At 74.8% G+C, this 21,962-nt stretch carries 14 protein-coding genes; 4 read left to right on the top strand and 10 right to left on the bottom strand.

Annotated features, from left to right (window positions below; translation table 11 throughout):
- Positions 1–83: 83 nt before the first annotated feature.
- On the bottom strand, positions 84–263 hold the full coding sequence (locus tag JT723_RS36180; protein WP_251512640.1) for a hypothetical protein: 180 nt from the start codon (positions 261–263) through the stop codon (positions 84–86).
- Between JT723_RS36180 and JT723_RS19335 the strand changes: the two genes are divergently transcribed.
- From JT723_RS19335 to JT723_RS19320, 4 genes are all read left to right on the top strand, one after another.
- Complete coding sequence (locus JT723_RS19335; protein ID WP_251512639.1) at positions 208–402, top strand: helix-turn-helix domain-containing protein; 195 nt, start codon at positions 208–210, stop codon at positions 400–402. The two genes, JT723_RS36180 and JT723_RS19335, sit on opposite strands and share 56 nt — an antisense overlap.
- A gap of 163 nt (positions 403–565) precedes the next feature.
- On the top strand, positions 566–2,830 hold the full coding sequence (locus tag JT723_RS19330; protein ID WP_205045936.1) for an MMPL family transporter: 2,265 nt from the start codon (positions 566–568) through the stop codon (positions 2,828–2,830).
- Positions 2,831–3,002: 172 nt separating this feature from the next.
- Positions 3,003–4,232 (top strand): sensor histidine kinase, encoded by a 1,230-nt coding sequence (locus tag JT723_RS19325; protein WP_205045935.1) that lies wholly within the window; start codon positions 3,003–3,005, stop codon positions 4,230–4,232.
- Positions 4,229–4,909 (top strand): response regulator transcription factor, encoded by a 681-nt coding sequence (locus JT723_RS19320; RefSeq protein WP_205045934.1) that lies wholly within the window; start codon positions 4,229–4,231, stop codon positions 4,907–4,909. The genes JT723_RS19325 and JT723_RS19320 overlap by 4 nt, the downstream gene beginning before the upstream one ends.
- Positions 4,910–4,925: 16 nt before the next feature.
- On the opposite strand, the gene JT723_RS19315 is transcribed toward JT723_RS19320, so the two are convergent.
- The 9 genes from JT723_RS19315 to JT723_RS19275 all read right to left on the bottom strand — a co-directional run bounded on the left by JT723_RS19315 (position 4,926) and on the right by JT723_RS19275 (position 21,913).
- On the bottom strand, positions 4,926–5,357 hold the full coding sequence (locus tag JT723_RS19315) for an RNA polymerase sigma factor (protein WP_205045933.1): 432 nt from the start codon (positions 5,355–5,357) through the stop codon (positions 4,926–4,928).
- Positions 5,358–5,507: 150 nt separating this feature from the next.
- Positions 5,508–10,463 carry an SAV_2336 N-terminal domain-related protein gene (locus JT723_RS35830; RefSeq protein ID WP_205045932.1) on the bottom strand — a complete coding sequence of 1,652 codons (4,956 nt, stop codon included), beginning with the start codon at positions 10,461–10,463 and terminating at the stop codon, positions 5,508–5,510.
- Between the two features lie 276 nt (positions 10,464–10,739).
- Positions 10,740–11,972: an AAA family ATPase gene (locus tag JT723_RS19305; protein WP_251512624.1), complete on the bottom strand. Its 1,233-nt coding sequence runs from the start codon at positions 11,970–11,972 to the stop codon at positions 10,740–10,742.
- Positions 11,973–12,000: 28 nt separating this feature from the next.
- Entirely contained in the window at positions 12,001–13,764 is a 1,764-nt protein-coding gene (locus JT723_RS36175; protein WP_205045931.1) for a VMAP-C domain-containing protein, read from the bottom strand.
- Positions 13,761–14,918, bottom strand: coding sequence for an esterase/lipase family protein (locus JT723_RS35825; protein WP_205045930.1), 1,158 nt, complete (start codon positions 14,916–14,918; stop codon positions 13,761–13,763). The genes JT723_RS36175 and JT723_RS35825 overlap by 4 nt, the downstream gene beginning before the upstream one ends.
- A 107-nt stretch (positions 14,919–15,025) precedes the next feature.
- Positions 15,026–15,601, bottom strand: coding sequence for a hypothetical protein (locus JT723_RS19290; protein WP_205045929.1), 576 nt, complete (start codon positions 15,599–15,601; stop codon positions 15,026–15,028).
- Between the two features lie 43 nt (positions 15,602–15,644).
- Positions 15,645–16,733, bottom strand: a complete 1,089-nt coding sequence (locus JT723_RS36170) for an RICIN domain-containing protein (RefSeq protein ID WP_205045928.1) — start codon at positions 16,731–16,733, stop codon at positions 15,645–15,647.
- A gap of 203 nt (positions 16,734–16,936) precedes the next feature.
- Entirely contained in the window at positions 16,937–19,765 is a 2,829-nt protein-coding gene (locus tag JT723_RS19280; protein ID WP_240165854.1) for a helix-turn-helix transcriptional regulator, read from the bottom strand.
- A 216-nt stretch (positions 19,766–19,981) separates the two neighbouring features.
- Entirely contained in the window at positions 19,982–21,913 is a 1,932-nt protein-coding gene (locus JT723_RS19275) for a M1 family aminopeptidase (protein WP_240165853.1), read from the bottom strand.
- Positions 21,914–21,962: the final 49 nt, after the last annotated feature.

The raw sequence follows: 21,962 nt of genomic DNA, 5'->3' as shown, positions 1-21,962 counted from the left end.
TTTCACCGTGCTTTCCTCCCGACGGTAGGCGCGGGGTCTGACAACGGCTCCGGCGGCGGTCCTGGGGCGGTGCCGGCGGCGCGTCAGGCGCCCGCGTGGTGGCGGTAGACGACGACCTGCGGGCGGCGCAGCCACTGCCCGCCGTCGCGGCCGGCGGCGGTGCTGTGCGAGCTTGCCGAGGGCCACGGGCGCCCCGAGGCCGCGGGCATCAGGGTCGAGGGCCTGGTCACCCAGCCCGAGCCGGCGGCGATCGTCAGCACCACGGTGCCGACCCTGGAGCGCGCGATGAAGCGGCTGCGGGAGCTGGGGCTGATCAGCACCGGTTACCGCAGCCTGATCATCAGGGACCTGCCCGCACTGAGCGCCGTCGCCGAGGACCCGGAAGGCGCACTGGGCCGCTGACGGGCCGCTCTCCGCAGGCCCCGAGAAGCGCCGGGTACTGCGATTCCGGTAGGGGTGACCTGCGGTTCCGGTAGGCCGCAGTGTCCGCAGCCGCATGACGACGGCAGGGGTGCCCCCCGGCGAGCCTTGAGCGGTCATCGCTTGTGGAGAGGGAGACCCTGACGTGGCGACTTTTCTGTATCGGCTCGGCCGCGGCGCTTTCCTGCGCCGCCGCTGGGTGGTGTTGGTGTGGTTGGGGGTGCTGGCCGCGCTCGCCGTGGGCGCCGCGGGGGCGCCCGGGGCATCGGACGAGGAGTTCTCGATGCCGGGGATCGAGTCGCAGAAGGCGTTCGATCTCATGGAGCAGCGCTTCCCCGGCGAGGCCGCGGACGGCGCCACCGCCCGGGTCGTCTTCGTCGCCCCCGGCGGCCAGAAGGTGACCGCGGGCCATCTGCACGCCGCCGTCGAGGACGCGGTGGGCTCGCTCGGCCGCGGCCCGCAGGTGGCGGGCGTGACGGACCCGTTCACGTCGAAGGCCGTCAGCGACGACGGCTCGACGGCGTATGCGACCGTCACCTACAAGGTGGAGTCCTCCGAGGTCGGCGACGCCGGCCGGGCCGCGGTGGACAAGGCGGCGGACCAGGCGCGGGCGGCCGGGCTGACCGTGGAGACCGGCGGCTCCGCGATGGACAGCGACGGCGGACCCGGCGGGGCCGCCGAGATCGTCGGCCTGTCGGCGGCGGCCTTCGTGCTGCTGGTCACCTTCGGTTCGCTGGCCGCGGCCGGCCTGCCGCTGCTGACCGCGGTCGTCGGCGTCGCGGTGAGCCTGAGCGGCATCCTGCTGCTCGCCGGCCCGCTGGGCCTGTCCTCCGACACGCTCACCCTCGGGATGATGCTGGGCCTGGCGGTCGGCATCGACTACGCCCTCTTCGTCGTCTCCCGCTACCGGGAGGAGCGCGGGCGCGGCCGTGCGCCGCAGGACGCGGCAGGGGTGGCGGTCGGCACCGCGGGGTCCGCGGTGGTCTTCGCCGGGGTCACCGTGGTGATCGCCCTCGGCGGACTGTCCGTGGTCGGTATCCCGACGCTGACGAAGATGGGCCTGGCCGCGGCGGGAGCCGTCGCGGTCGCCGTACTCGTCGCCCTCACCGTGGTGCCCGCGCTGCTCGGCTTCTGGCCGGACGCGGTGCTGGCCCGCAAGGCCCGCAAGGCCCGCAAGGCCCGCAAGGCCGCGCGCAGGAGCCGGGGTGCCGCCCCGGTCCTGCTCCCCGTACCTGCCGGGCCGGCCGGGCGCGGCAACCTCGGCGCCCGCTGGGCGCGCTTCGTCCTGCGCCGCCCGGTGGCCGTCCTGGTCGTCGGCGTGCTGGGCCTGGGCGCGCTGGCCCTGCCTGCGGCCTCGCTGCAGCTGGGCATGCCCGGCGACGAGGCCAAGTCCACCGCCACCAGCGAGCGCCGCGCCTACGACGCGCTCGCCGACGGCTTCGGCCCCGGCTTCAACGGCCCGCTGACCATCGTCGTGGACGCCACGGGAGCCGCCGACCCGCACGCGGCGGTGCGTACGGTCAGCGACCGCATCGCGGGCACCGACGGCATCGTGTCCGTCTCGCAGGCCCGCTTCGACAAGGCGGGCGGCACCGCCGTCTTCCGCGCCACCCCCTCGACCAGCCCCACGGACGCCAGGACCAAGGACCTGGTCGAGACGATCCGCCACGACCGCCCCGCGGTGGAGCGGCAGGCGTCCGCGACCTTCGAGGTCACCGGCACGACCGCGCTGAACATCGACGTCGCCGCCAAGGTGCAGTCCGCACTCGTGCCCTACCTGGCGGTCGTCGGCGGCCTCGCGGTGGTGCTGCTGCTGGTGGTCTTCCGGTCCGTGCTGGTACCGGTCAAGGCCGCCCTGGGCTTCGTCCTGTCGGTGCTGGCGGCACTCGGCGTGCTGGTGCTGGTCTTCCAGCAGGGGCACGCGGCGGGCCTGCTCGGGGTGGAGCAGACCGGGCCGATCATGAGCCTGATGCCGATCTTCATGATGGGCATCGTCTTCGGGCTGGCCATGGACTACGAGGTCTTCCTCGTCTCCCGGATGCGCGAGGCCCACACCCACGGGGAGGGCGCCGGACAGGCGGTCGTGTCCGGCTTCCGGCACAGCGCCCGGGTGGTGACGGCCGCCGCGCTCATCATGGTCGCCGTCTTCTCCGGCTTCATCGGTGAGGAGGGTTCGCTGATCAAGATGCTCGGCGTCGGCCTGGCCGCCTCGGTGTTCCTGGACGCCTTCGTGGTGCGCATGGCGATCGTGCCCGCCGTCCTGGCGCTGCTCGGCGAGCGGGCCTGGCGGCTGCCGCGGTGGCTGGACCGCGTCCTGCCGCACGTCGACGTCGAAGGCCGGGCCCTGGGCCAGGCACGGCCCGCGAGCCCGGACCTCGACCCGGACGGGCAGATCGAGGCACGCGTCTGACCCGCGCCGACGACAGGACCGCCCGGGCACGTGCCCGGGCGGTCCTCGCGCCCGCCGGTGACCAACCGCACCTGCCGGCGCCGGTCCGCGCCCGATCGCGCCCGTCCTTCGCCCCCGTCCCCGGCGTCGTCGGCGACCATGGACGTCGGCACGCCCCCTCACGGAGAGCCCCATGACCAGCAACCTCGAACGGTACGCGGAACGCCACACCCGTGCCGCCGGCGTGGCGACGGCGGTGGCGGTGTGCGTCTGCGCGCTCTTCGGGGCGCAGATCAGCACCTCGGAGTCCGCGCCGCCGCGCACCCTGTGGCCCGCCTGGATCATCGTCGTCTCCTGCGCCGCCGTCCCGGCCGCCCGCACCCGCCCGCGGGCCACCCTCGCGGTCACCACCGCGGCGGCGGCCGCGCTGACCGCCATGGGCTACCTGCCCAGCCCCCTGCTGCTGGCCCCCGTCATGGCCGCGCTGTACTGGCTGGCCGCGCTCACCGACTCGCGGACCACCGGCGTCGGGGCCGCGGCCACCGTGGCCGTGCTGGTGGCCACCTCGCTGGCCGGCGCACCGCTCGGCGACGACTTCCTGCTGCGGACCGCCGGTACGGTCCTGTGGCTGCTGCTCCCGGTGTCACTCGGCGGGATGAGCCGCTTCCGGCGGGCTTACATCGAGTCGGTCAAGGCCCGCGCCGCGCACGCGGAACGCACCCGTGAGGAGGAGGCCAGGCTGCGCGTCGCCGAGGAGCGGATGCGGATCGCCCGCGAACTCCACGACGCCGTCGCCCACCACATGGCCGTCGCCCACGCCCAGGCCGGCACCGCCGCCCACCTCGCGGACGCCCACCCGGAGCAGACCCGCAAGATCCTCGCCGACCTGGTCGGCACCACCTCGTCCGCGCTGCTGGAACTGCGCGCCACCGTCGGCGTACTGCGGCACAGCGCGGGCCCCGACGCCGACCCGCTGGAGCCCACCCCGGGCCTCGACCGCCTCCCCACCCTGGTCGCGGCCTGCGAGTCGGCGGGCCTGACCGTCACCGTCAGCACCGAGGGGGAGCCCCAGCCGCTGTCCCCCGGCGTGGACCTGACGGCGTACCGGATCATCCAGGAGGCCCTGACCAACGCCACGAAACACGCGCCCGACCACACGGCCCGCGTACGCCTGCGCTACGACAGCTCGCAGTTGACCGTCACCGTCGCCAACGACGGCACACCATCAGGCGGGACGCCCCCGCCCGTGCCCGGCGGCGGATACGGTCTGATGGGCATGCGCGAACGCGCCCACTCCGTCGGCGGCGACCTGCGGGCCGGCCCCCGGCCCGGCGGCGGCTTCGAAGTCGCCGCCGCCCTCCCCTTCCGGCCCCGCACCCCGGCGGACGCACCGGCCGGACCACGACCCGAGGACACCCCTTGACCATCCGCGTCCTGCTCGCCGACGACCAGGCCCTGCTGCGCGGCACCTTCCGGCTGCTGATCGACTCGTGCGAGGACATGGAGGTCGTCGGCGAGGCCGCGGACGGCCGGCAGGCCGTGGAAGCCGCCCGCGCCCACCGCCCCGACATCGTCCTCATGGACATCCGCATGCCCGGCTCCGACGGCCTCGCCGCCACCGCCGAGATCTGCGCCGACCCCGGACTGGCCGGCACCCGCGTCCTCATCCTGACCATGTTCGAGACCGAGGAGTACGTCGCGCAGGCCCTCCAGGTCGGCGCCAGCGGCTTCCTCGGCAAGTACGTCACCACCGACGCGCTGCTCGACGGCATCCGCACCGTCGCAGCAGGCGAAGCCCTGCTCTCCCCGGGCGCCACCCAGGCCCTGATCACCCGCTTCCTCACCACCCCCGCCTCCGGTACGCCCCTCGCCCCGCCGGAACGCCTCGCCGACCTGACCCCGCGCGAACGGGAGGTCACCGTCCTCGCGGCCCATGGCAAGTCCAACGAGGAGATCGCCGCGGAACTCGTCCTGAGCGTCCTGACCGTCCGCACCCACATCCAGCGCGCCATGACCAAGGTCGGTGCCCGCGACCGCGCCCAACTCGTGGTGATCGCCTACCAGAACGCTCTGGTCCGCCCGGAACCCCCGGCCCAGTGACCGTCGGTGGCCGCCGTCACCCGGCCGCCGGGCGCGACTCCGCCTCGGCCGCGCGGGCGGTGAGACAGCGGCGCTCCGGTGCGCTGGCGGTCAGCAGGGCCGCCCGGCGGTAGTCGGCGGCGGCGCCGGGGTGGTCGCCGGCCAGGTCCTTGAGATGCGCCCGGGTGGCCAGGAGCCGGTGGTTGCGCGTCAGGCGCGGGTTGCGGGCCAGTGCGGCGACCGCTGCCAGGCCCGCCTGCGGGCCGTGGACCATCGCGACGGCGACGGCCCGGTTCAGGTCGGTCACCGGGTTCGGCTCGGCCTGGGCCAACAGGTCGTACAGGCCCAGGATCTGCGGCCAGTCGGTGGCGTCCATCGCCGGTGCCTCGTCGTGCACCGCGGCGATCGCCGCCTTCAACTGGTACGGGCCGACCCGGCCCTTGGACAGCGTCCCGGAGAGCAGCGCCACCCCCTCGGTGACCGAGACGCGGTTCCACAGCGCACGGTCCTGCTCGGCCAGCGGGACCAGGGCGCCGTCCAGCCGGGTACGGGCGGGGCGGCGATCGTGATTCCGACGGTGGCTCGGCGGCTGCGTCGACAGTGACGGCGGCCGGGGCCGTCAGCGGATCGAGGACAGCAGGTGGTCCAGGGTGGGCTCGCCGCGTACGCCGGGGCAGGGCAGGCGCATGGCGGCCGGGAGGAGCGAGGTCCAGAACTCCCAGTGGCGTGCCAGCGTGGGGTCCTCCGCGCCACCGGGGGCCTCGCGCATCTGCTCCAGGAGGGCGGTCTGCCGGGGGGCGATTTCCGTGACGAGGCGTACGAACTCCCAGTCGGGCGGCCGGATCGTCTGGCCGCCCGCCGGTACGGCCGACATCAGCGCTTCCGCGTACGGCTCGGTGAGCTGCGGGTCCTCGGTGATGGCCCACCGCTCGTAGGCGCCCAGCACTCCGGGCCAGGTGGACAGACCGGCCGGGGAGTCGGGGAGGGACAGCGTCAGGGCCGCTCTCGTGTCGGCCCGGCGAACGCCGGCCTCCGACTCGGGGCCGAGGGGGATACGGACCCGCCGCGGGGAGTGGCCGCGGGCGTCCACACCGATGCCGTTCCACAGGCTGACCAGGATCCGGTGCAGGACCCTGCGCCGGTCGTGCTCGGAGCCCAGCAGCCAGCCGTCGCGGTAGCCGAGCCGTTGCCGCCAGGGCAGGACGTCGCTGGGCTGGGGCGAATACTGCGCGCTCGTCCACAGCCGCAGCAGGTCACGGGCCTCGGGCACCTGGGTGATCCCCATCCCGCTGCGGACCATCACGACGCTCAGCGTGTCCTCATGGCCGCTGACGAACTGGACGACGGGCGCGTCGCCGGTGCGCGGGAGCGTTAGTGCTCTGAGCAGATAGTCCTCCGCCGCGCGGCTCATCCTGCCGGGGTAGGTGACGATGATCCGCAGCGGTCCGTTGCCCTCGGCGACGTACCCCGGGGCGAGCAAGCCGGCGACCTGGTGGGTGAAGGCGCCGAGACACTCCTCGCTGACGTCCGCGCGGGCCTCGTTGTCGCCTGCCGCTGCGGCCAGGATGCGGCTCATCGGCGGCAGCACCGGCCCCAGGTCGCTCCGCAGCAGGTGGCTGTCGACCGTGGAGCGCAGCGCCGCTCTGGCTTCCGCAACCGCCGCGTCGGGATGCTGACGGTTGGCGCGAAGTGCTTCCCGCCAGCCGCCGGCGAGCAGGCCACTCAGCACCGGCCGTACCCTCCCGTCCGGCCCCGTCGTCAAGCCCTCATGTTCGGCCAGCGACTCCAGCAGGTCGGCGAAGAAGCTGTCGAGGCGTTCCTGCGGTGGCAGGAGGCGGACATGGGCCGTGGCCTGATCCTGGTACAGCGCCGCAATCCGCCGGTAGACCTCCACGTTCGACGTCTCGGCGCGATCGCGCAGAGGCGCCACGAGCCGGCCGAGGTCGGCCGCTGCGGTCTGCGCCTTCAGCAACCACCGTCGGCCTTGCCCTGCCCACTCCTCCCACCAGATCTCGCGACCGCGCCGGACGTACCACTCGTCCTGCGCCCTGAGCAGCGCCCGCACCTCGGGGTCGGTCCAGCGCACCCGGACGGCACCCGCGAGCCGGCCGCGCATCGCGGGAATCGTCGGAGCCTCGTCGGGGAGGTGCCGGGGTGGGTTGCGTTCGAGCGACGATCGGACCAGCCAGCCCAGGAACGTGCCCTCTGCCAGGGACACCCCGCGCTCGGGAAAGTTGCCGAACGCCGCCAGGGCGGAGAAGGGATCGGTACGCTCCAGCAGCAGGGCGACGGCCAGGCGCGGATCGAACCGGTCGGCCAGCTCCGGGACTTCGCGGCCGACGGAGTCGGCCAGAAGGCTCAGCCGCTCCCGCATCTCGTCCTCCCGGTCGCGCAGTGCCTGCACGACGGCTGCCGTTCCACGAACTTCGGCGGGCCGCCGGACCGGGGGAACCGGTGCCTCCCGCAGCCGGTCCAGGCCGCTGTCGGCGATCAACCGCCGTACGAGCGCAGGCGTCGACTCCGCTGATGGCGTCGAGAGTTCTCTGAACGCCTCACCCATCAGCCGCTCGGTCATCAGGTCGGCCAGCGCCTCCACGGGGATGCTCAACGACGCCGACACGCTGGTGGTCAGGCCGCGCCGGCCCAGGCCCGACGGCGACGGAGCGGCGTGCCGTACGCCGTTGTCGAGGAAGGAGTCCGCGAAGGTCCGCCACGTGTCGTACGCGTCGTCGGGTGCCTCCCCGCCGATCAGTGACATGACCAGCGAGACCGCCGAGCGGCGTACGTCGGCACTCGTGCCGCCGGGCGGGCGGCCGAGCAGGAAGGCGGTGGGCATGGTGCCGACCCGCATACGGAGCGGGTGCCCTCCGGGGTGGCGGATGGTGAGCTGCTCGGGGTCGTCGTCGAGGTCGTCGGACGCGGGGGCGTTCTGCCAGTCGACCAGGTCGGCCAGGTCCAGCAGGGCGCGGGCGCCGTTGAGTTCTGCTTCGCGCCCGCCGCCCGCCTGCGGCGGGAAGGCGGACGGCATGACCACCAGCGGGTGGATGCGCAGACCGGGGAACCGGCGCTTCGCGAACTCCTCGCCGATCAGGTGCAGGTAGTCCACGAAGAGCCCGGCGCCCGTGCCGCCCGCGACGGAGAACGCGACGAAGACGTCGCACCCGGTGATGTGCCCGCCGCCGATCTCCCGCAACTCGGCTGCCGAGCGTGCGATCGCGTCCACGGCGGCGCCGAGCGCCTCAGCGACGGCCGTCGGGCTCTGCTGCATGGTCGAGAAGAGCGACGCCCGCGCCACGGTGGGAAGCTGTCCGGAACCGCGGGTCAGCGGCAGCACCCTCGGTTCGTCGTCGGCGGGAGGCAGCCAGCGGAGGTCCGCGTCAGGCAGCCGCCGGAGCCGGCGAGTGGTGTCCGACGAGTCGGAGTCCTCGGGAAAGCTGTCCGGGCTGATCCGGGACGTGGAGGCGTACGCCCCCCGCGGCACCGTGCCCGGGGTGACCAGCGGCAAGTCGGCCAGGCTGCCCTGGTCCAGGTCCGCGTAGACGAACTGGACGCAGTCCGGCAGCTGGTACGGCAGTCGGCCCCGCGACCCTGACAGGGCGCGGCCGTCGGGGCCGCACAGCTCGTCGCGCAGCCGACGCTCCACCTCCGCTCCGATGGCGACGCCCGTACCGCCCAGGCCGACGAACATCATCGGCTGGCTGAGGACGCGGCCCTGAACGGTGGGCAGTTGGCGAACGGAGACCGGCGGAGGCAGGGGCGGCTGCGGGACGGCGGGCGTGGACGACACGGGGCCGGCCGCCGTACCCTCCCGCGCCAGGCCCGCCGTGAGGGCCGCGGCCATCCGGCGGTACTCGCCGCCGAGCCCGGCCAGCGCGGTGGCGGCGATCCGGGCGAAGGGCAGGCTGCCCTCGGGCAGCCGCCAGTCGCCCTGCGCATCAGCCGCCGGGACGAGCGCCCGGAAATTGAGGCTCCCGCCGAAGCGCTCCGCGACCCGCCCCGACACCCGGCCGAGTACGTCGAGGACGCGCAGCGTCTCCCGCCGGGTGAGGGTGCCCATCAGCGCGTCGCGCACCCCCGGGAGCAGGTCGTACATCCGCAGGTCGTCGTGCACACCGGCCCGCGCCCGGCCGTGCGCGCTCTCGTACGCCGGCGGGTGCGGGTCCTGCTGCTCCTCCAGGAGCAGCCCTGACAGGAAGAACTCCGCGAGGTGCGCCCCCGTCGACGCCGGGAGCATGACCCGCTGGACGAGGCGGATCACCGGGAGGACGAGGGGCACCGCCGAGAGGTATCCCGCGAGCTCGAACGCCTCCGGGGACGCCTCGCCCCGGAAGCGCTCGACCAGGTCCGCTGCCGCGGGCGCGTGCCCGGCCGCCGGGCCGGGCGCCGCTGCCGCGAGTGCGGGCAGCTCGCCGCCGGTGGGAAAGGCGAGCAGCGGTGTCCAGCCGGGTGCGGTGCCCGCGAGCAGGCCCGCCCAGGGCGCGATCCAGTCGGCCCGCAGCTCCAGCATCGGCACCCAGCCGCCGTGGCGCGGGCCGCCCGCCCCGCCGGACAGGGTCTCCTGGCGGAAGCGCGGCACCGTGCGGCCCGCCGCCGGCGGCCGGGCCAGCACCCGGGAGGGCACCAAGGCGGTGCGGTGCCATAAGCGTTGCGGCAGGACCTGGAGCACGGCCACCGGCTGAGCCCGCGACCACCGGGTGATCGCCGCGTGCAGCGCCGCGTTCCGCCACAGCGGCCCGACGCCGTCGGTGAGCAGCAGCACGATGCGGCGGCCCGAGGGGTCCCGCAGCTGGTCGAGGGAGAAGGTCCGCGCCCCTGCCCGCGGCATGCGCGGGAAGGCTGCCAGGCGCGGCACTTGGGTTGCGGAGTCCAGCGACCACACGCGGGTCATCCGGAAGGCGCTCTGGCCCAGCAGGCTGTGCATCTCGGCGGCGAGCTGCTGCCACACTGCCATCGACGGTCCCGAGTCCACCACGAGGTCCACCGAGAACAGGCTCTCGGTGTGCGGCAGCCACGCGGGCGACAGCAGCGACGCCTCGCCGGACGCCCGGGCCGTCGCCTCCTCGTCGAGCCGGAGCGGCCCCGGCGCACCGACCCGCCGCCGCAGTGGGCGCAGGGCGCGCGAGATCGCCAGCCGGTCGTGCAGCGCGCCCTCCCGGGGCACGGGAACGACCCTGGCGGGGGTGCTCTTCGGCGTGCCGCCGAGGCGGGACCCGACGGGGTCCGGCTCGCCCTGGGCCGCGGCGGACACGGCGTGCAGCGGTACGCCGACCGGCCCGTCGCCGCCGGCGGGCGGCACCACCGGGGCCGGGGCCTCGCGGGCGGGGTCGCCCACGAGGCCGGGGGCTGCCGCCTGCGGCGGCTCAGGCTCCGCAGGCGGCCCGGCGGGCTCGGCGGCACCGTCGGGTGCCTGCGGGGCCAGACTCCGCCCGGCGAACCGCGCCACCCACAGCAGATCAGCCAGATCCGCGGCGGAAGCCCCACCCGGCCCGTCGAGCAACCGCCCGAGGCTGCGCTCCAGCCCATCGAAGTCCCCCTCCTGGGCGGGCGGTTGACCACTCCGGGGTTCCTCGTCCACGTCCTCCTCATCCTTCGCTTCTTGCTTGTTCGGTCTTCCTCCTCGCGGCCTGCGCGGACGGCCTCGTGCCTCGGCCGGCCAGTCGGGGTGCTTGCTCGTCAGCCCTCGCTTTTGTTGTTCGGTCTTCCTCCTCGCGGCCTGCGCGGACGGCCTCGTGCCTCGGTCGGCCACTCCGGCCGCTCGCTCGTCAGCCCTCGCTTTTGTTGTTCGGTCTTCCTCCTCGCGCCCTGCGTGGACGGCCTCGTGCCTCGGCCGGCCACTCCGGCCGCTCGCTCGTCAGCCCTCGTTGAGCGGGCGTAGGGCATGCTCCGATATCAGGTCGTAGCCCTCCGGGGTGTCCCATATCTGGCGGGCCAGTTGGACCGCGTTGAGGAGTTGGTCGTTGGCCAGGTCGGCGCCCTCCTCGTCCTGTTTGCGGAGGAAGGTCGTGATCAGGTCCTCGCGGACGGCGGAGGCCGCCGCGTCGGCCGGGGGGAGGTGGGCCGCCAGGAGGCGGGCGAGTTTGCGGCGGTCGGGGCGGCGGATCTCCAGCCGGATGCAGCGGCGAAGGAAGGCGGGCGGGAACTCGCGCTCCTCGTTGCTGGTCAGGATGACGAGCGGGAATTCGTGGCAGCTCACCCGCCCGTGCTCCAGGGTGACCCGGCCGCCGTCGTCGGCGGTCATCACCTCGGCGGTCGGCCGGTGCAGCCGGGCCAACTCCGGGACGGTGAACTCTCCTTCCTCGAAGACGTGCAGCAGGTCGCTGGGGAAGTCGACGTCGCTCTTGTCGATCTCGTCGATCAGCAGCACCCGCGGCACCCGCCATGGGAGCAGTGCGGTGCCGAGCGGCCCGAGCCGCAAGTAGCGTCCGATGTCCGGGAGTTCGGGGTGGGCGCCCTTGGTGGGCGGGTGGGCAGCGGCGGCCCGTTCGTGCAGGCCGACGTCCTGGAGGCGGCCGATCGCGTCGTACTGGTACTGCCCGTCCTGGAGGGTGGTGCGGCTGGTGACGGACCAGCGCAGCACCGGGCCGAGCCGGAGTTCGCGCGCGATGCTGTAGGCGAGCGTGGACTTGCCCAGGCCCGGGCGCCCGGTGACCAGCAGCGGGCGGCGCAGCAGCAGGGCCATGTTGACCAGGTGGATCTCCTCCCGGTCCGCCTGGTAGCGGGACGCGCGCACCGCCCGCCGCCGGTCCGCGGCCCCGGGGGCGGGGCGCTCCAGCAGCCCAGCGGGCGGTGTCCCGTCGGTGAACGAACGCCAGGGGGGTGCCTCGGGCAGCCGGTCGATACCGTCGTGCGGTTCCGCCGCCCCGCGGTAGATCCACCAACCGGGGACGTCCTGGGTCGAGTTCCCCGGCCCGTCACCGTCACCGCCCTCTGACGAGGGCCAGTCCCATGGAGCGACCCGCTCAGGACGGGGCACCCCGGGCGGGGGCCACGGGGAGTCGGGCGCCGGGGCCGCGTCGCCGTCCCCGGGGGCCGGCCACGCCGGGGGCGGCGTGGGGCGGGGCGTGGCGTCGTCGGGGGTTGTCACTGGTCACGGTCCTTCCGGCCGGGCGGGGTCATCGCCCGGGGGCTTCGGCGGTCGGTGCTGCCAGCGGGGTCTCCCGGAAGACGCATTCGGGGTCGTCCCAGAGCAGCGTGAGCTGGTTGTCCATGGCGGTGGCGTCGTCGCGGGCGGCGGCGCGGCGCCAGATGCGCAGCCGGGCCGGGAGTACCGCGAAGTCGTCGGGCACGTCGGCGAGTTCGGCGAGGCGGTGGGCGAGTTCCGCGGGGTCGCCGTCGTCGCGGCGCCATACGGCGACGGGTACGCCCTCGCAGATGGCCTCGCGCAGGCCGAGCGCGCGCCGGGGGTTGGCCGCATCGTAGGCGAAGGCGAGGCCCAGGCCGTGGGTGCCGGGGTTGCGGTCGAGCCAGGCGCGCACCTCGCCGTCCCGACCGCGCAGGTGCAGGACGCCGCCGTGCGGTGTGAAGGACGGGGGCGCGGCCTCCAGCGACAGCCAGCCGATGCCCTGCCGGGCGGCGGCAGGCCCGGTCCGGTGCAGGGACCGCCAGCGGTGCGCCCAGTCCCGGTGCCAGGCGGGCTGTTCGAGCCGGTCCAACGACCGTACGACGACGGGGTATTTGTGCCCGACGAGGTAGGCGTGGCCGTCGGTCAGCCAGCGTTCCACCGGGTGGTCGAGCAGGGACCAGGGGAGCAGGAACTCCACCCGCACCTGGTCCGCGTCGTCCAACCGGGCCGCCAGGTCGGCCCAGTCGACCAGGCAGGTGCGGCCGACGTCCCGCAACTGCCGCAGGGCGACCGGACTTCCGACGGCCCGGCGGCGGGGCCGGGCCAGCCCTGCCGCGGTCCGGTCGTAGAGGGTGCCGTCGAGGGCGTATTCGTGCTTGCCCGGCGCGGTCTCGCGCAGCCGTATCTGGAGCACCCGGCTGTCGGGCGGTGCCTCGGAGGCCTCTTCCGCCAGTTCGGCGCCGGGCTGTCCGCGGTGGGCGAGGGCTTCCCGCGTGGCGCCGTCGATGCCCAACTCCTCGGCGATCCGGGCGACATGGCCGCGCAGGACATCGCCTGCCTCCGGGGGCAGCACCGCTGCCAGCTCGGCCAGGAAGCGGAGCACCAGCGGGTCGGCGTCGGCCGGGTCCGCGCCAGCGCCGTCCTGGTCGCCGGGCGCGGGGGAGCGGGCGTCGCTGAGCCGGAGCACCATCTCCGCGACGGTCTCGGTGCCGCGCAGCGCGGCGGACTCGCCGGGTCGTACCGCCCGCCGCAGCGACTGGTCGGCCGCGGACACCGGCACCCGGGCGCGCATCCCGTCCAGGTCGCGCAGGACGGCGCGCAGCCGGGGGCCGGGCAGTCGGCCGGGGGGTGCCAGCCGGGCGGCCACGTCGAGGAAGGCCGCGACGGCCGCCTCGTCGCCGCGCAGCCCCGCCAGCGCGTCGGCCAGCGCCCGCAGCGCCGCGTCCGGGTCGCGGTGCCGGTCCACGGCTTCGACGAGCGCCCAGATCCTGGAGCGCGGGTGCGCGTGGTAGGCGACGGGGAGCGGCGTACCCGCGTCGTCCAACTGCCGCCCGGCGAAGGCCAGCACCTGGTCGAGGAATTCGGGACGGTGCAGGTCGGCGACGGCGGTGAGCGCCCGGAAGAGTTCGGCTGACTCCGCGGGCGTCCAGTTCCCCGGGGGCGGGGGCGGGGGCGGGGGCGGGGGCGGGGGAGCCGACCCGGCGGCGGGTGGTGCCGCCGCGGCGCCACGCCCGGACTGGCGCACCCGGCCGAGCAGCATCCGCACCACACCGCCGGGCGGCGGGGTGCGGCCGTGGCCGGCCTCCGGGGTCACCGTGGATCCCCGACGATCCGCCGCAGTTCGACCGTCGCGGCCTCGTCGGGGCGCAGCAGCACGACCGCGGCGAGGAAGGCGCCGAGTGCCGCGGGGGCCGCCGCGTGCGTACGGCAGCGCTCGACGATCTCCACCAGGTGATCGCGGGTGGTGGCCCGGTAGGCGGCGGAGAAGCCCCATTCCGGGGCGAGGCGCTGCCGCATCAGGTCCACGACCTGTAGCCGTACGTCCGGGTCGTCCATGCCGGTGATCCGCTCTGCGGCGGCGACGACCCGGAGGGTGTCGGGGAAGGAGTACGCGGCAGCGGGCCGCACCGCCTCCCGCGAAGGCGCGGGCGCGGGCACAGGCGCAGCCGCGGGCACGGCTGCGGGTGCCGACGCAGCCAGGGGCGCGGGCGCAGAAGCAGGCGTCACCGGAGCGGCAGGTGGCGGCACTTCCCGCACCTCCAGCTCCGCCCGGATCAGCCGCTTCAACGTCCGGTACACCCGATGGTCGGGCGAGTCGGGCCGGGCTATCGCCCTGTGGTCGCCCGGCAGGACGGCCGCGTCCGGGAAGACGCTGCGGGCGGAGGCGGGCGGCACGACGCGGTCTGTCTCGCCGGCGTAGACGGAGAAGGGGATCGGGCACGTGCGGTCGGTCACCGCCGTCGCGTTGACCACGTCGCGGATCACGATGCGCTGCGTGTCGGTCACCTGCTCGGTCAGCGGCCTCAGCTGCCGCTCCTGCGGATTGCGCCTCAGCAGGCCCCGGCGCAGGGACAGCGCGATCTGCGAGCCGTTGTTGGGGCAGGCCAGCAGCACCACCCGCGCGACCGCCGCCAGGTCGCGGCCCCGCCCCTCGGCGAGCATCCGGGCCAGCCAGCGCTGGACGACGAGGCCGCCCTGGCTGTGCGCGACCAGCACAAGGCGGCCGTACTCCGCCGCGTGCGTGTCGAGGTACTCCTTGAGGCTGTCCGCGACCGTGTCGAGGGTGGGCAGGGCGCGGTGCGGCGCCGGCATGAACAGGCCGGTGGCGTACCCGAAGGGCAGCGTGTCGACGCCGGCCAAGTCGCTGTCGGCGGTGATGAGATGCTGCAGCGGCTGCCACATCTGCGGCCCGGATATGAACCCGTGGACCAGCACGACGCCGAGCCGCGGCTGCGGTTGGGACGACACCAAGCCCCGCTCCTCCCCCGGAGAGTTCCCTCCCGGTTCACGCTACCGAACGCGACCTCACCGCGGACGCGGAATCGCGCGTCGGCGGATCCCGGCGAGCCCTCGTCTCAACTGCCGTACGCCGGCGGCGCATCCCCGGGCGAGGCGGCGACGACGTCCACATCCGTCCGCGCGGTCAGCGCGGCGAGGGCGGATGCGCCCGCCGCGATGCCCGCCCAGTGCGGGTCGACGTCGCTGGTGAAGCACCACCGGTGGTCCGCGGGCCATGCGAAGGCGGGCGGCGGGCAGGGCCGGCCGCCGCCGAAGTGCTGCTCCCAGCGGTCGATCTCCGCCAGCGCGCCGGCGAACAGCACGTACCGCCGGTGCGGCAGCACGACGAGCGGGCCGCGGGTCAGCTCCGGGTCGAGGAAGGAGCCTGAGTAGCCCTCCCACACGCAGAAGTAGCACGGCTCCGCCGGGTCGCCCAGCTCCCGCAGCACGGTCCGCGCCTGCGCGATGTCGGTGGGGTGCCCTTCGGGCAGGACGACGTCGGCCTCGGCCGTCCCCGGCCCTTGCGGGTCGGGGACGTACCGCAGCCTGCCGTAGGCGGCGAAGCCGGGCGGGCCGTACGTGATCAGGCGCATCGGCTCCGCGGGCGATCCGGTCAGCCAGTCCGCCGCCGACAACTCCGCCACGCGCTGCATCGGTTCCTCCCGGGAGAGCCCTGCGCCGTCCTGTCCGGGCAGGTCAGGCCGCCGAGGCCCACCACTGCTGCTCGGGGCCGCCGGAGGACGACCACTGGACGACCTGCGCGCCCGCGGTGGTGCTGCCGCCGCCGGAGACGGACAGGTACTTGCCGTTGCCGTTGGACCAGTTGCCGGTGTGGGGATGGTACGTCCACTGCTGCTCCGGACCGGTGTTGCAGGTCCACTGGATGATGTCGGCGCCGTCGGCGGTGCTGCCGCCGCCGGATACCGAAAGGCACTTGCCGCTCTTGGTGTTGACGAGCCGGCTGCCGTCCCACCTCCACTGCTGCTCGGGGCCGCCGTTGCAGGTCCACTGGATGATGTCGGCGCCGTCGGCGGTGCTGCCGCCGCCGGATACCGAAAGGCACATGTCGCTCTTGGCGTTGGCGTACTGCGGGTGGTCCAGGGCGTGGTTGTAGCGGTAGGGGGTGAAGCCGTTGGCCGTGAGGTAGCTGCGGGCGTACTGGGCCACGCGGGCGTCGGTGCCCGGGTGGGCCTCTTCGAGGACGGTCGCGGTGGTGTGGGAGGAGTCGGTCCACGCCTTGAAGAGCACCACGTGCTGCATGGTGGCGGTATTGGTGTCGATCATGTCGCCGGGCTGGAGCACGTCGAGGCTGCTCAGCCGGGTGGAGACCGCGGGCAGCGTGTAGGTGGTGCGGCTGGTGTCCAGGTGCCAGGCCATCGAGACGAAGCCGGAGCAGTCCTGCCGGTAGGTGCCGTTGGAGTCCGTCCAGTACGCGGTCTCGCTGTACGGCACGCCCTCGCTGATCCACTGCTGTGCCCGCGCGATCATCTCGGCGCGCGACAGGGCGCCGTTCGTGGCGCTCTGCGGCAGCACCGCACCCGCGGACGGCGCGGTGGTGTGCGCGGCCGGGGGCGCGTCGGAGGGCGGGGCGGCGGCCAGTTCTGCGGCGGTGGCCGTCGCCGGGTGGGGCACGGTCGGGGTGACGGCGGTGCTGTACGGGGTGCTGCCGCCGGGGTCGGACGCCGCGGCGGCAGCCGCTGTCGCACCGCCGAGTACGGCACCCAGGAGTGCGATCACGACCGCACCATTGCGGACGGCCGCACTGCGGCCCGTTGTCCTGCGCACGTGCATCTCCTCTTGTCGGACCAGCCCGGACGGACCCGTCCTGTGCGAACGGCGAGCCCACACCGGCGATATGACGGAGAAAATATATGCGCAGCATATGATGTGGGTGAACGGGAAGCGGCCGTCGGACGACGGGACGGCCGTACACCGGCTCGAAGCCGCCCCGAAGCCAGGGCAAAGCCGGCTCGAAGCCGCCCCGAACCTCAGAGCCGCCCGGACCGGGCCAGGACCGCACGGGCCAGCGAGACGCGGGAGCGGGCGGAGAGCTTGCGGTAGGCGCGGGTCAGCGCCGCCTCGACCGTCTTGACGCTGATCGTGAGGTGGGCGGCGATCTCCCGGTTGCTCGCGCCCTGCGCGACCAGCAGGGCGACGCGGTGCTCGGTGGGCGTGAGCGCGTCCAGGCCCGGCGCCGCCGCGGATGCGGGCGCGGGAACGTCGAGCCGGTCAAGGGCGCCGGTCGTGACGGCCAGCCAGGGGTGGGCGCCCGCACGGGTGAAGAGGCGTGCGGCCTCGGCCAGCGCGGTGCGGGCCGCCCCCGTCTCACCGCGGCGGGCCTGCACCTGGCCGAGCGCCAGGTGGGTGCGGGCCTCCTCCAGGCGGTAGGGGAGTGCCGCCAGCCTGGCCGCGGCCTGCCCGAGCCGGACGGCGGCCGCAGCCGGGTCGCCGTGCGCCTCGGTGACGAGGGCCGCCGCCCGGTCCAGCACGGCCAGCAGCCCGTTCCTGCCCAGCCTGGCCGCCTGCGCCCGGGTCTCCGCGAGGAGTTCCGCCGCCTCGTCCGCGCGGCCCGTGGCGACCAGCGCCTCGGCGAGGTCGGACTGCCAGCGGCGTACCGCGGGATCGCCCTGGCCCTGCCCGGTCTCCAGCAGGCGTACCCGCTGCAGCGCGTGCACCGCGGCGTCCGGCTCGCCGCGCAGCAGCCGCACGTGGCCCTCGGCGTGCAGGGCGCGCGGCAGGAACAGCTGGTCGTCGTCGTCCTCGCTGTGCCGCCTGGCACGGTCGGCGGCGGCCAGCGCCCGGTCCGCGGCGCCGCCGGCCGCCTCGGCGAGCGCGACCGCGTACCAGGCGGGACCCTGGCTGAGCCCGGCCTGCTCGGTGACGCGCAGCGCCTGGTGGGCCAGGTCCATCGCGGCCTCGCAGCGCCCGCGCAGGATCTCGACCTGCGCGAGGCCCGACAGGCAGTGGCACAGGCTCTCCGCGGAACCGCGGTGCCGCACGGTGTAGACCAGCGCCCGCAGTTCGGTCCTCGCGTCGTCCAGCCGGTCGTGCAGCAGGTGCCTGCGGTGCTTGAGGAAGACCGGCCCGTTGTGGTCGAAGAGCACCCGCGGGTCCTGCGGTGCGGCCAGTGCCCGCCGCAGTGTGCCCTCGGCCGCCGGGCGGCCGAGGTAGAACTCCAGGGCCGACTGCTGGGTGAGCGCCAGGAGTTCGGTCCGCCGGTCGCCGGCGTGCAGCGCCAGTACCGCCGAGCGGGCGGCGTGCGTCAGCGCGGCGGCTGCCGAGCCCTCCACCAACCAGGAGCGCCAGCTGAGCCGGTAGTGCAGCCGGGCCAGCAACTCCGGGTCGCCGCTGGCGTCTTCGAGCGCACGCGGGAAGACGTCCGTGACCTCGGCCATGGCCTGCCCGCTGGAGTCGAGCACCACGATCCAGGCGCGCACCCGGTCCGCGGGGCGGGCCGCCCCTGCCAGCACCTCGTGCGCGATGCCGCGGGCGAGCGGGTAGTCGCCCGCGGCCAGCGCGTCCTCGGCGGCGGTGAGCCGGAGTTCCGCGTCGGCGGCCGGGTCGCCCCACGGGGTGCGGTCGGCGGCGAGCTGGCCGAGCCGGGCGGCGACAGCGGGTGCGCCGCGGCGCCGGGCCGTGGCGGCTGCCGCGGTGAGCGCTGCGGCGGTCTCCGCGCTTCCGCCGGGCGACAACGACGCGAGGTGGTGGGCGCGTTCGACCGGGTCGTCGGCCGCCTCGGCCAAAGCGGTGTGCACGTGCCGCAGTTCTGCGCGGTCGGCCGCCTCGTACACCACCCGCGGGGTCAGCGGCTGCGTGAACCGTACGGTTCCGGCCGCCGACGGCTCCACCAGGCCCAGCCGCACCGCCTCGTGCACGTCGGCCTGCGCGGTGCCGCAGCCGGCCCTGCGCAGCAGCGCGACGGTGGGGCGGGCGGCGGCGCTCGCGGCGAGCAGGGTGCGGCGGGCCTGCGGGCTCAGCGGGGCGAGCCGGCCGAGCAGCAGCCGGCGCAGGGCGGGCGGGACCGGCAGCGGTCCGCCCGCGGGGTCGCGCCCGGTCCTGCGGACCTCGTCGGCGAGCGCACGGGAGAGGGCGACGGCGGTGTACGGATTCCCTCCGGACGCCGCCTGCAGCCTGGCAAGCACCGGCTGCGGCCACGCGGGACCAGGCTGCCCGGAGAGCAGAGCCGCGACCTCCCGCCCGGTCATCGGCGGTACGTCCAGGGCCAGTACGCGCCCGGGGCACAGCGCCTCGCCGCCCACCGGCTCGGCAGGGTCGTACGGAGTGCGCCAGGACACGGCCGCGGTGAGCGGCAGCCGCCGGACACGCCGGGCCACGAAGGCCAGCGCATCGGCGCTCGGGCGGTCGAGCCACTGGGCGTCGTCCAGCGCGAGCAGGACGGGGGAGCGCTCGCACAGCGCTGCCAGTGCCCCGAGCAGCGCGATCCGCAGGGCCAGGACGTCCGCGTGCGGGCTCCCGTACGCCGCCCGGCGGGCCTGGCCACCCGCGCCGGGGCGGTGCAAGGCGGCGCGGAGCACGGCCCGTTCGTGCGGCGGGAGTACGGCGAAGGCCGCGTCGTCCACCTCGGAGAACAGGTCGATGAGGCCGAGGAGCGGCAGGCGCCGGTCGGCCTCGGCGGGTGCGCAGCGCAGCACCAGGGTGCCCGGCCGCTCGGCGGCGAGGGCGGCCAGCACCGTGGAGCGGCCGATGCCCGGCTCGCCGGTGAGCAGGACGCTGCCGCCGGCGTCCAGCGCGGCCCCGGCGGTGGTGAGCAGCGCGCCCCGGCCGGTGTGCCGCGCGTCTGAGCGGGCCTTTCCCATCCCTCTGACCATGAACCTGCCAACCTTGGGGCGGAACCCCAGTGTCGGAACACCCGCCCCTGCGGTCAATCCCGCCTCCCGCCCGCCGGGATCCGCCCGGCGCCCGCGGAAAGCGAACGGCGGGGGCAGGCAGCGGAAGCGGCGGCGGGTGCGCCCCACCGCGAAGGGAGCGCACCCGCCGTTCTCCAGGCCCTGAGAAAGCCTGCAGCCGGACGGTTACCCGTCGATCCGGTGCGTACTCCAGAACGACGTGAGATCCGTCGACGTGGCCGCCTGCGCCGCCGCCTTGAACTCGGCGGTGGTGGAGACCCCGTACCAGTGGGCCTGCGCGTAACTGCGCATCAGGGACGTCATCGCGCTGTCGCCGATGAGCCGCCGCAGGTCGTGCAGCGCGCACTTGCCGTAGCCGTACACCACCGTGGAGTACCGCGACGAGTGCGCGTCCCAGTACGCCATCGAGTTGGTGATCTTCTCGGCCGACGACGCCCACGACACGCTGCTCCAGCAGTTGGTGCCGGTCTTGCCGAGCGCGAGGTCCGTGGAGTAGTCGGTGAAGGCCTCGTCCAGCCACGGGCTGTTGTACTCGTCGTCCCCGACGATGCCGTACCACCACTGGTGGCCCAGCTCATGGGTGAGCGCGGTCTTGTCCACCAGGTCGAGCACGAAGCCCGGGTACTCCATGCCGCCGAACCAGAAGTTGTTGTCCAGCACCGCGTCCACCTCGCCGTACGGGTAGGCGCCGAAGCGGCCCGCGTGCGCGTCGATCGCCGAGATCGACGTGGTCAGCATCGACTGGGCGCTGGTCGAACTGATCCCGCTGACCGCGTAGACGTTGACCTTCACGCCGGTCGCCGAGGTGCCCGAGACCTTGCTGAAGGCGCCCGCGCCCCACGCGAAGTCCCTGACCTTGGTGGCGGTCGCCGTCGTCACGGTGCGGCCCGAGGTCCCCGGGGTGTCCACCGACGTTCCGGTGGCGGGCACCAGCAGGCTCGTGGGGTGGTCGAGGGTGACGTGGAAGTCCGCGGCCAGGGAGTAGAAGGACTCGCCGTTGTTGGTGTACGGGTCCAGGTGCCAGCCCGCCGCGTCGCGTACGGCGAGCACCGGCAGCGCGTTGCCCACGAAGGAGAAGGCGCCGTCGTGCCCGAAGCGGTCGGCGCCGCTGGGCACCGCGATCCGCAGGTCGAACCCGACGGTGCCGGACTGCCCCTGGGCCAGTGACGCGGGCAGCGTGACCGGCAGGGCCGTGCAGCCGACCGACAGCGCGCCCGCGGTCCCGCCGGTCACGTTGCTGACGGTGATCGGCGTGGTCGGGCAGGAGCCGTGGTAGTTGTCCCACAGCCGCAGGTAGACCTCGTTCAGCGGGGTGGCCGAGGCGTTGGTGAAGGTCACGCTCTCGTGACCCGTCCAGGTCACTCCCGTCGCGTCACTGCTGAGGCTGACGGTGTACGCGGGCGAAGCCGGCGTCCGCGTGGAGTCGGCGGGCGGCGTGGTGGGAGGAGTCGTGGGCGGGGTCGTCGGGGGAGTGGTCGGCGGGGTGCCGTCACCGGAGGTGGTCAGGCTCACGTCGTCGATCACGAAGCTGGTCTGCAGCCCGGAGTCCTCGGCGCCGCTGAAGGCCAGGCTCACGTTCTGCCCGAGGAAGGACGACACGTCGAAGGTCCGCTGCACGTACCCCGTCGCCGCGTCGAGGTTGGAGTACGTGGCCAGGGTGCTGCCGCCGAGCTTCGCGGTGAGCTTGTCGTACGCGGTGGACGCCGTCGTCTCGGCGGTGTCGATGTGCAGCCAGAAGGTGAGCGTGGCCGTGCCGCAGCCCGCGGGTATCGCCAGCGACTGGCTGAGGGTGTCGGTGTGCGTGGAGCCGTAGCCGTCCAGCCAGGCGAAGCCGTTGCCGCCGTGGGCGCTCTGGCCGCCGCCGCTGGTGATCACGCCGCTGGAGGCCGTCCACGGCGACGTCCCGTTCTCGAAGTCGCCGTTGGCGACCACCTGGGTGGGCGTGCAGGCCGCGAGCGCCGCGCCGGGAGCGCCGGCGCCGGACCCGGGGGCCGCGGCCGCGGTCGCACCGGTCGCCCCGGCCACGCCGAGGCCCACCGCGGCGGCGAGCCCGGCCGCCCCGAAGCCGGCCATCAGGGAGAGCAGTCGTTTCCTCATCTACTCATCGGTCCTCTCGGAGGTGGGGGGATGAGCCGGCAAGTGGCGC

Source organism: Actinacidiphila bryophytorum (genome assembly GCF_016916835.1).
Classification (GTDB): Bacteria; Actinomycetota; Actinomycetes; order Streptomycetales; family Streptomycetaceae; genus Actinacidiphila; species Actinacidiphila bryophytorum.
The sequence above is the reverse complement of the archived record's forward strand: the minus strand, read 5'-3'. Positions and strand labels throughout refer to the sequence as shown.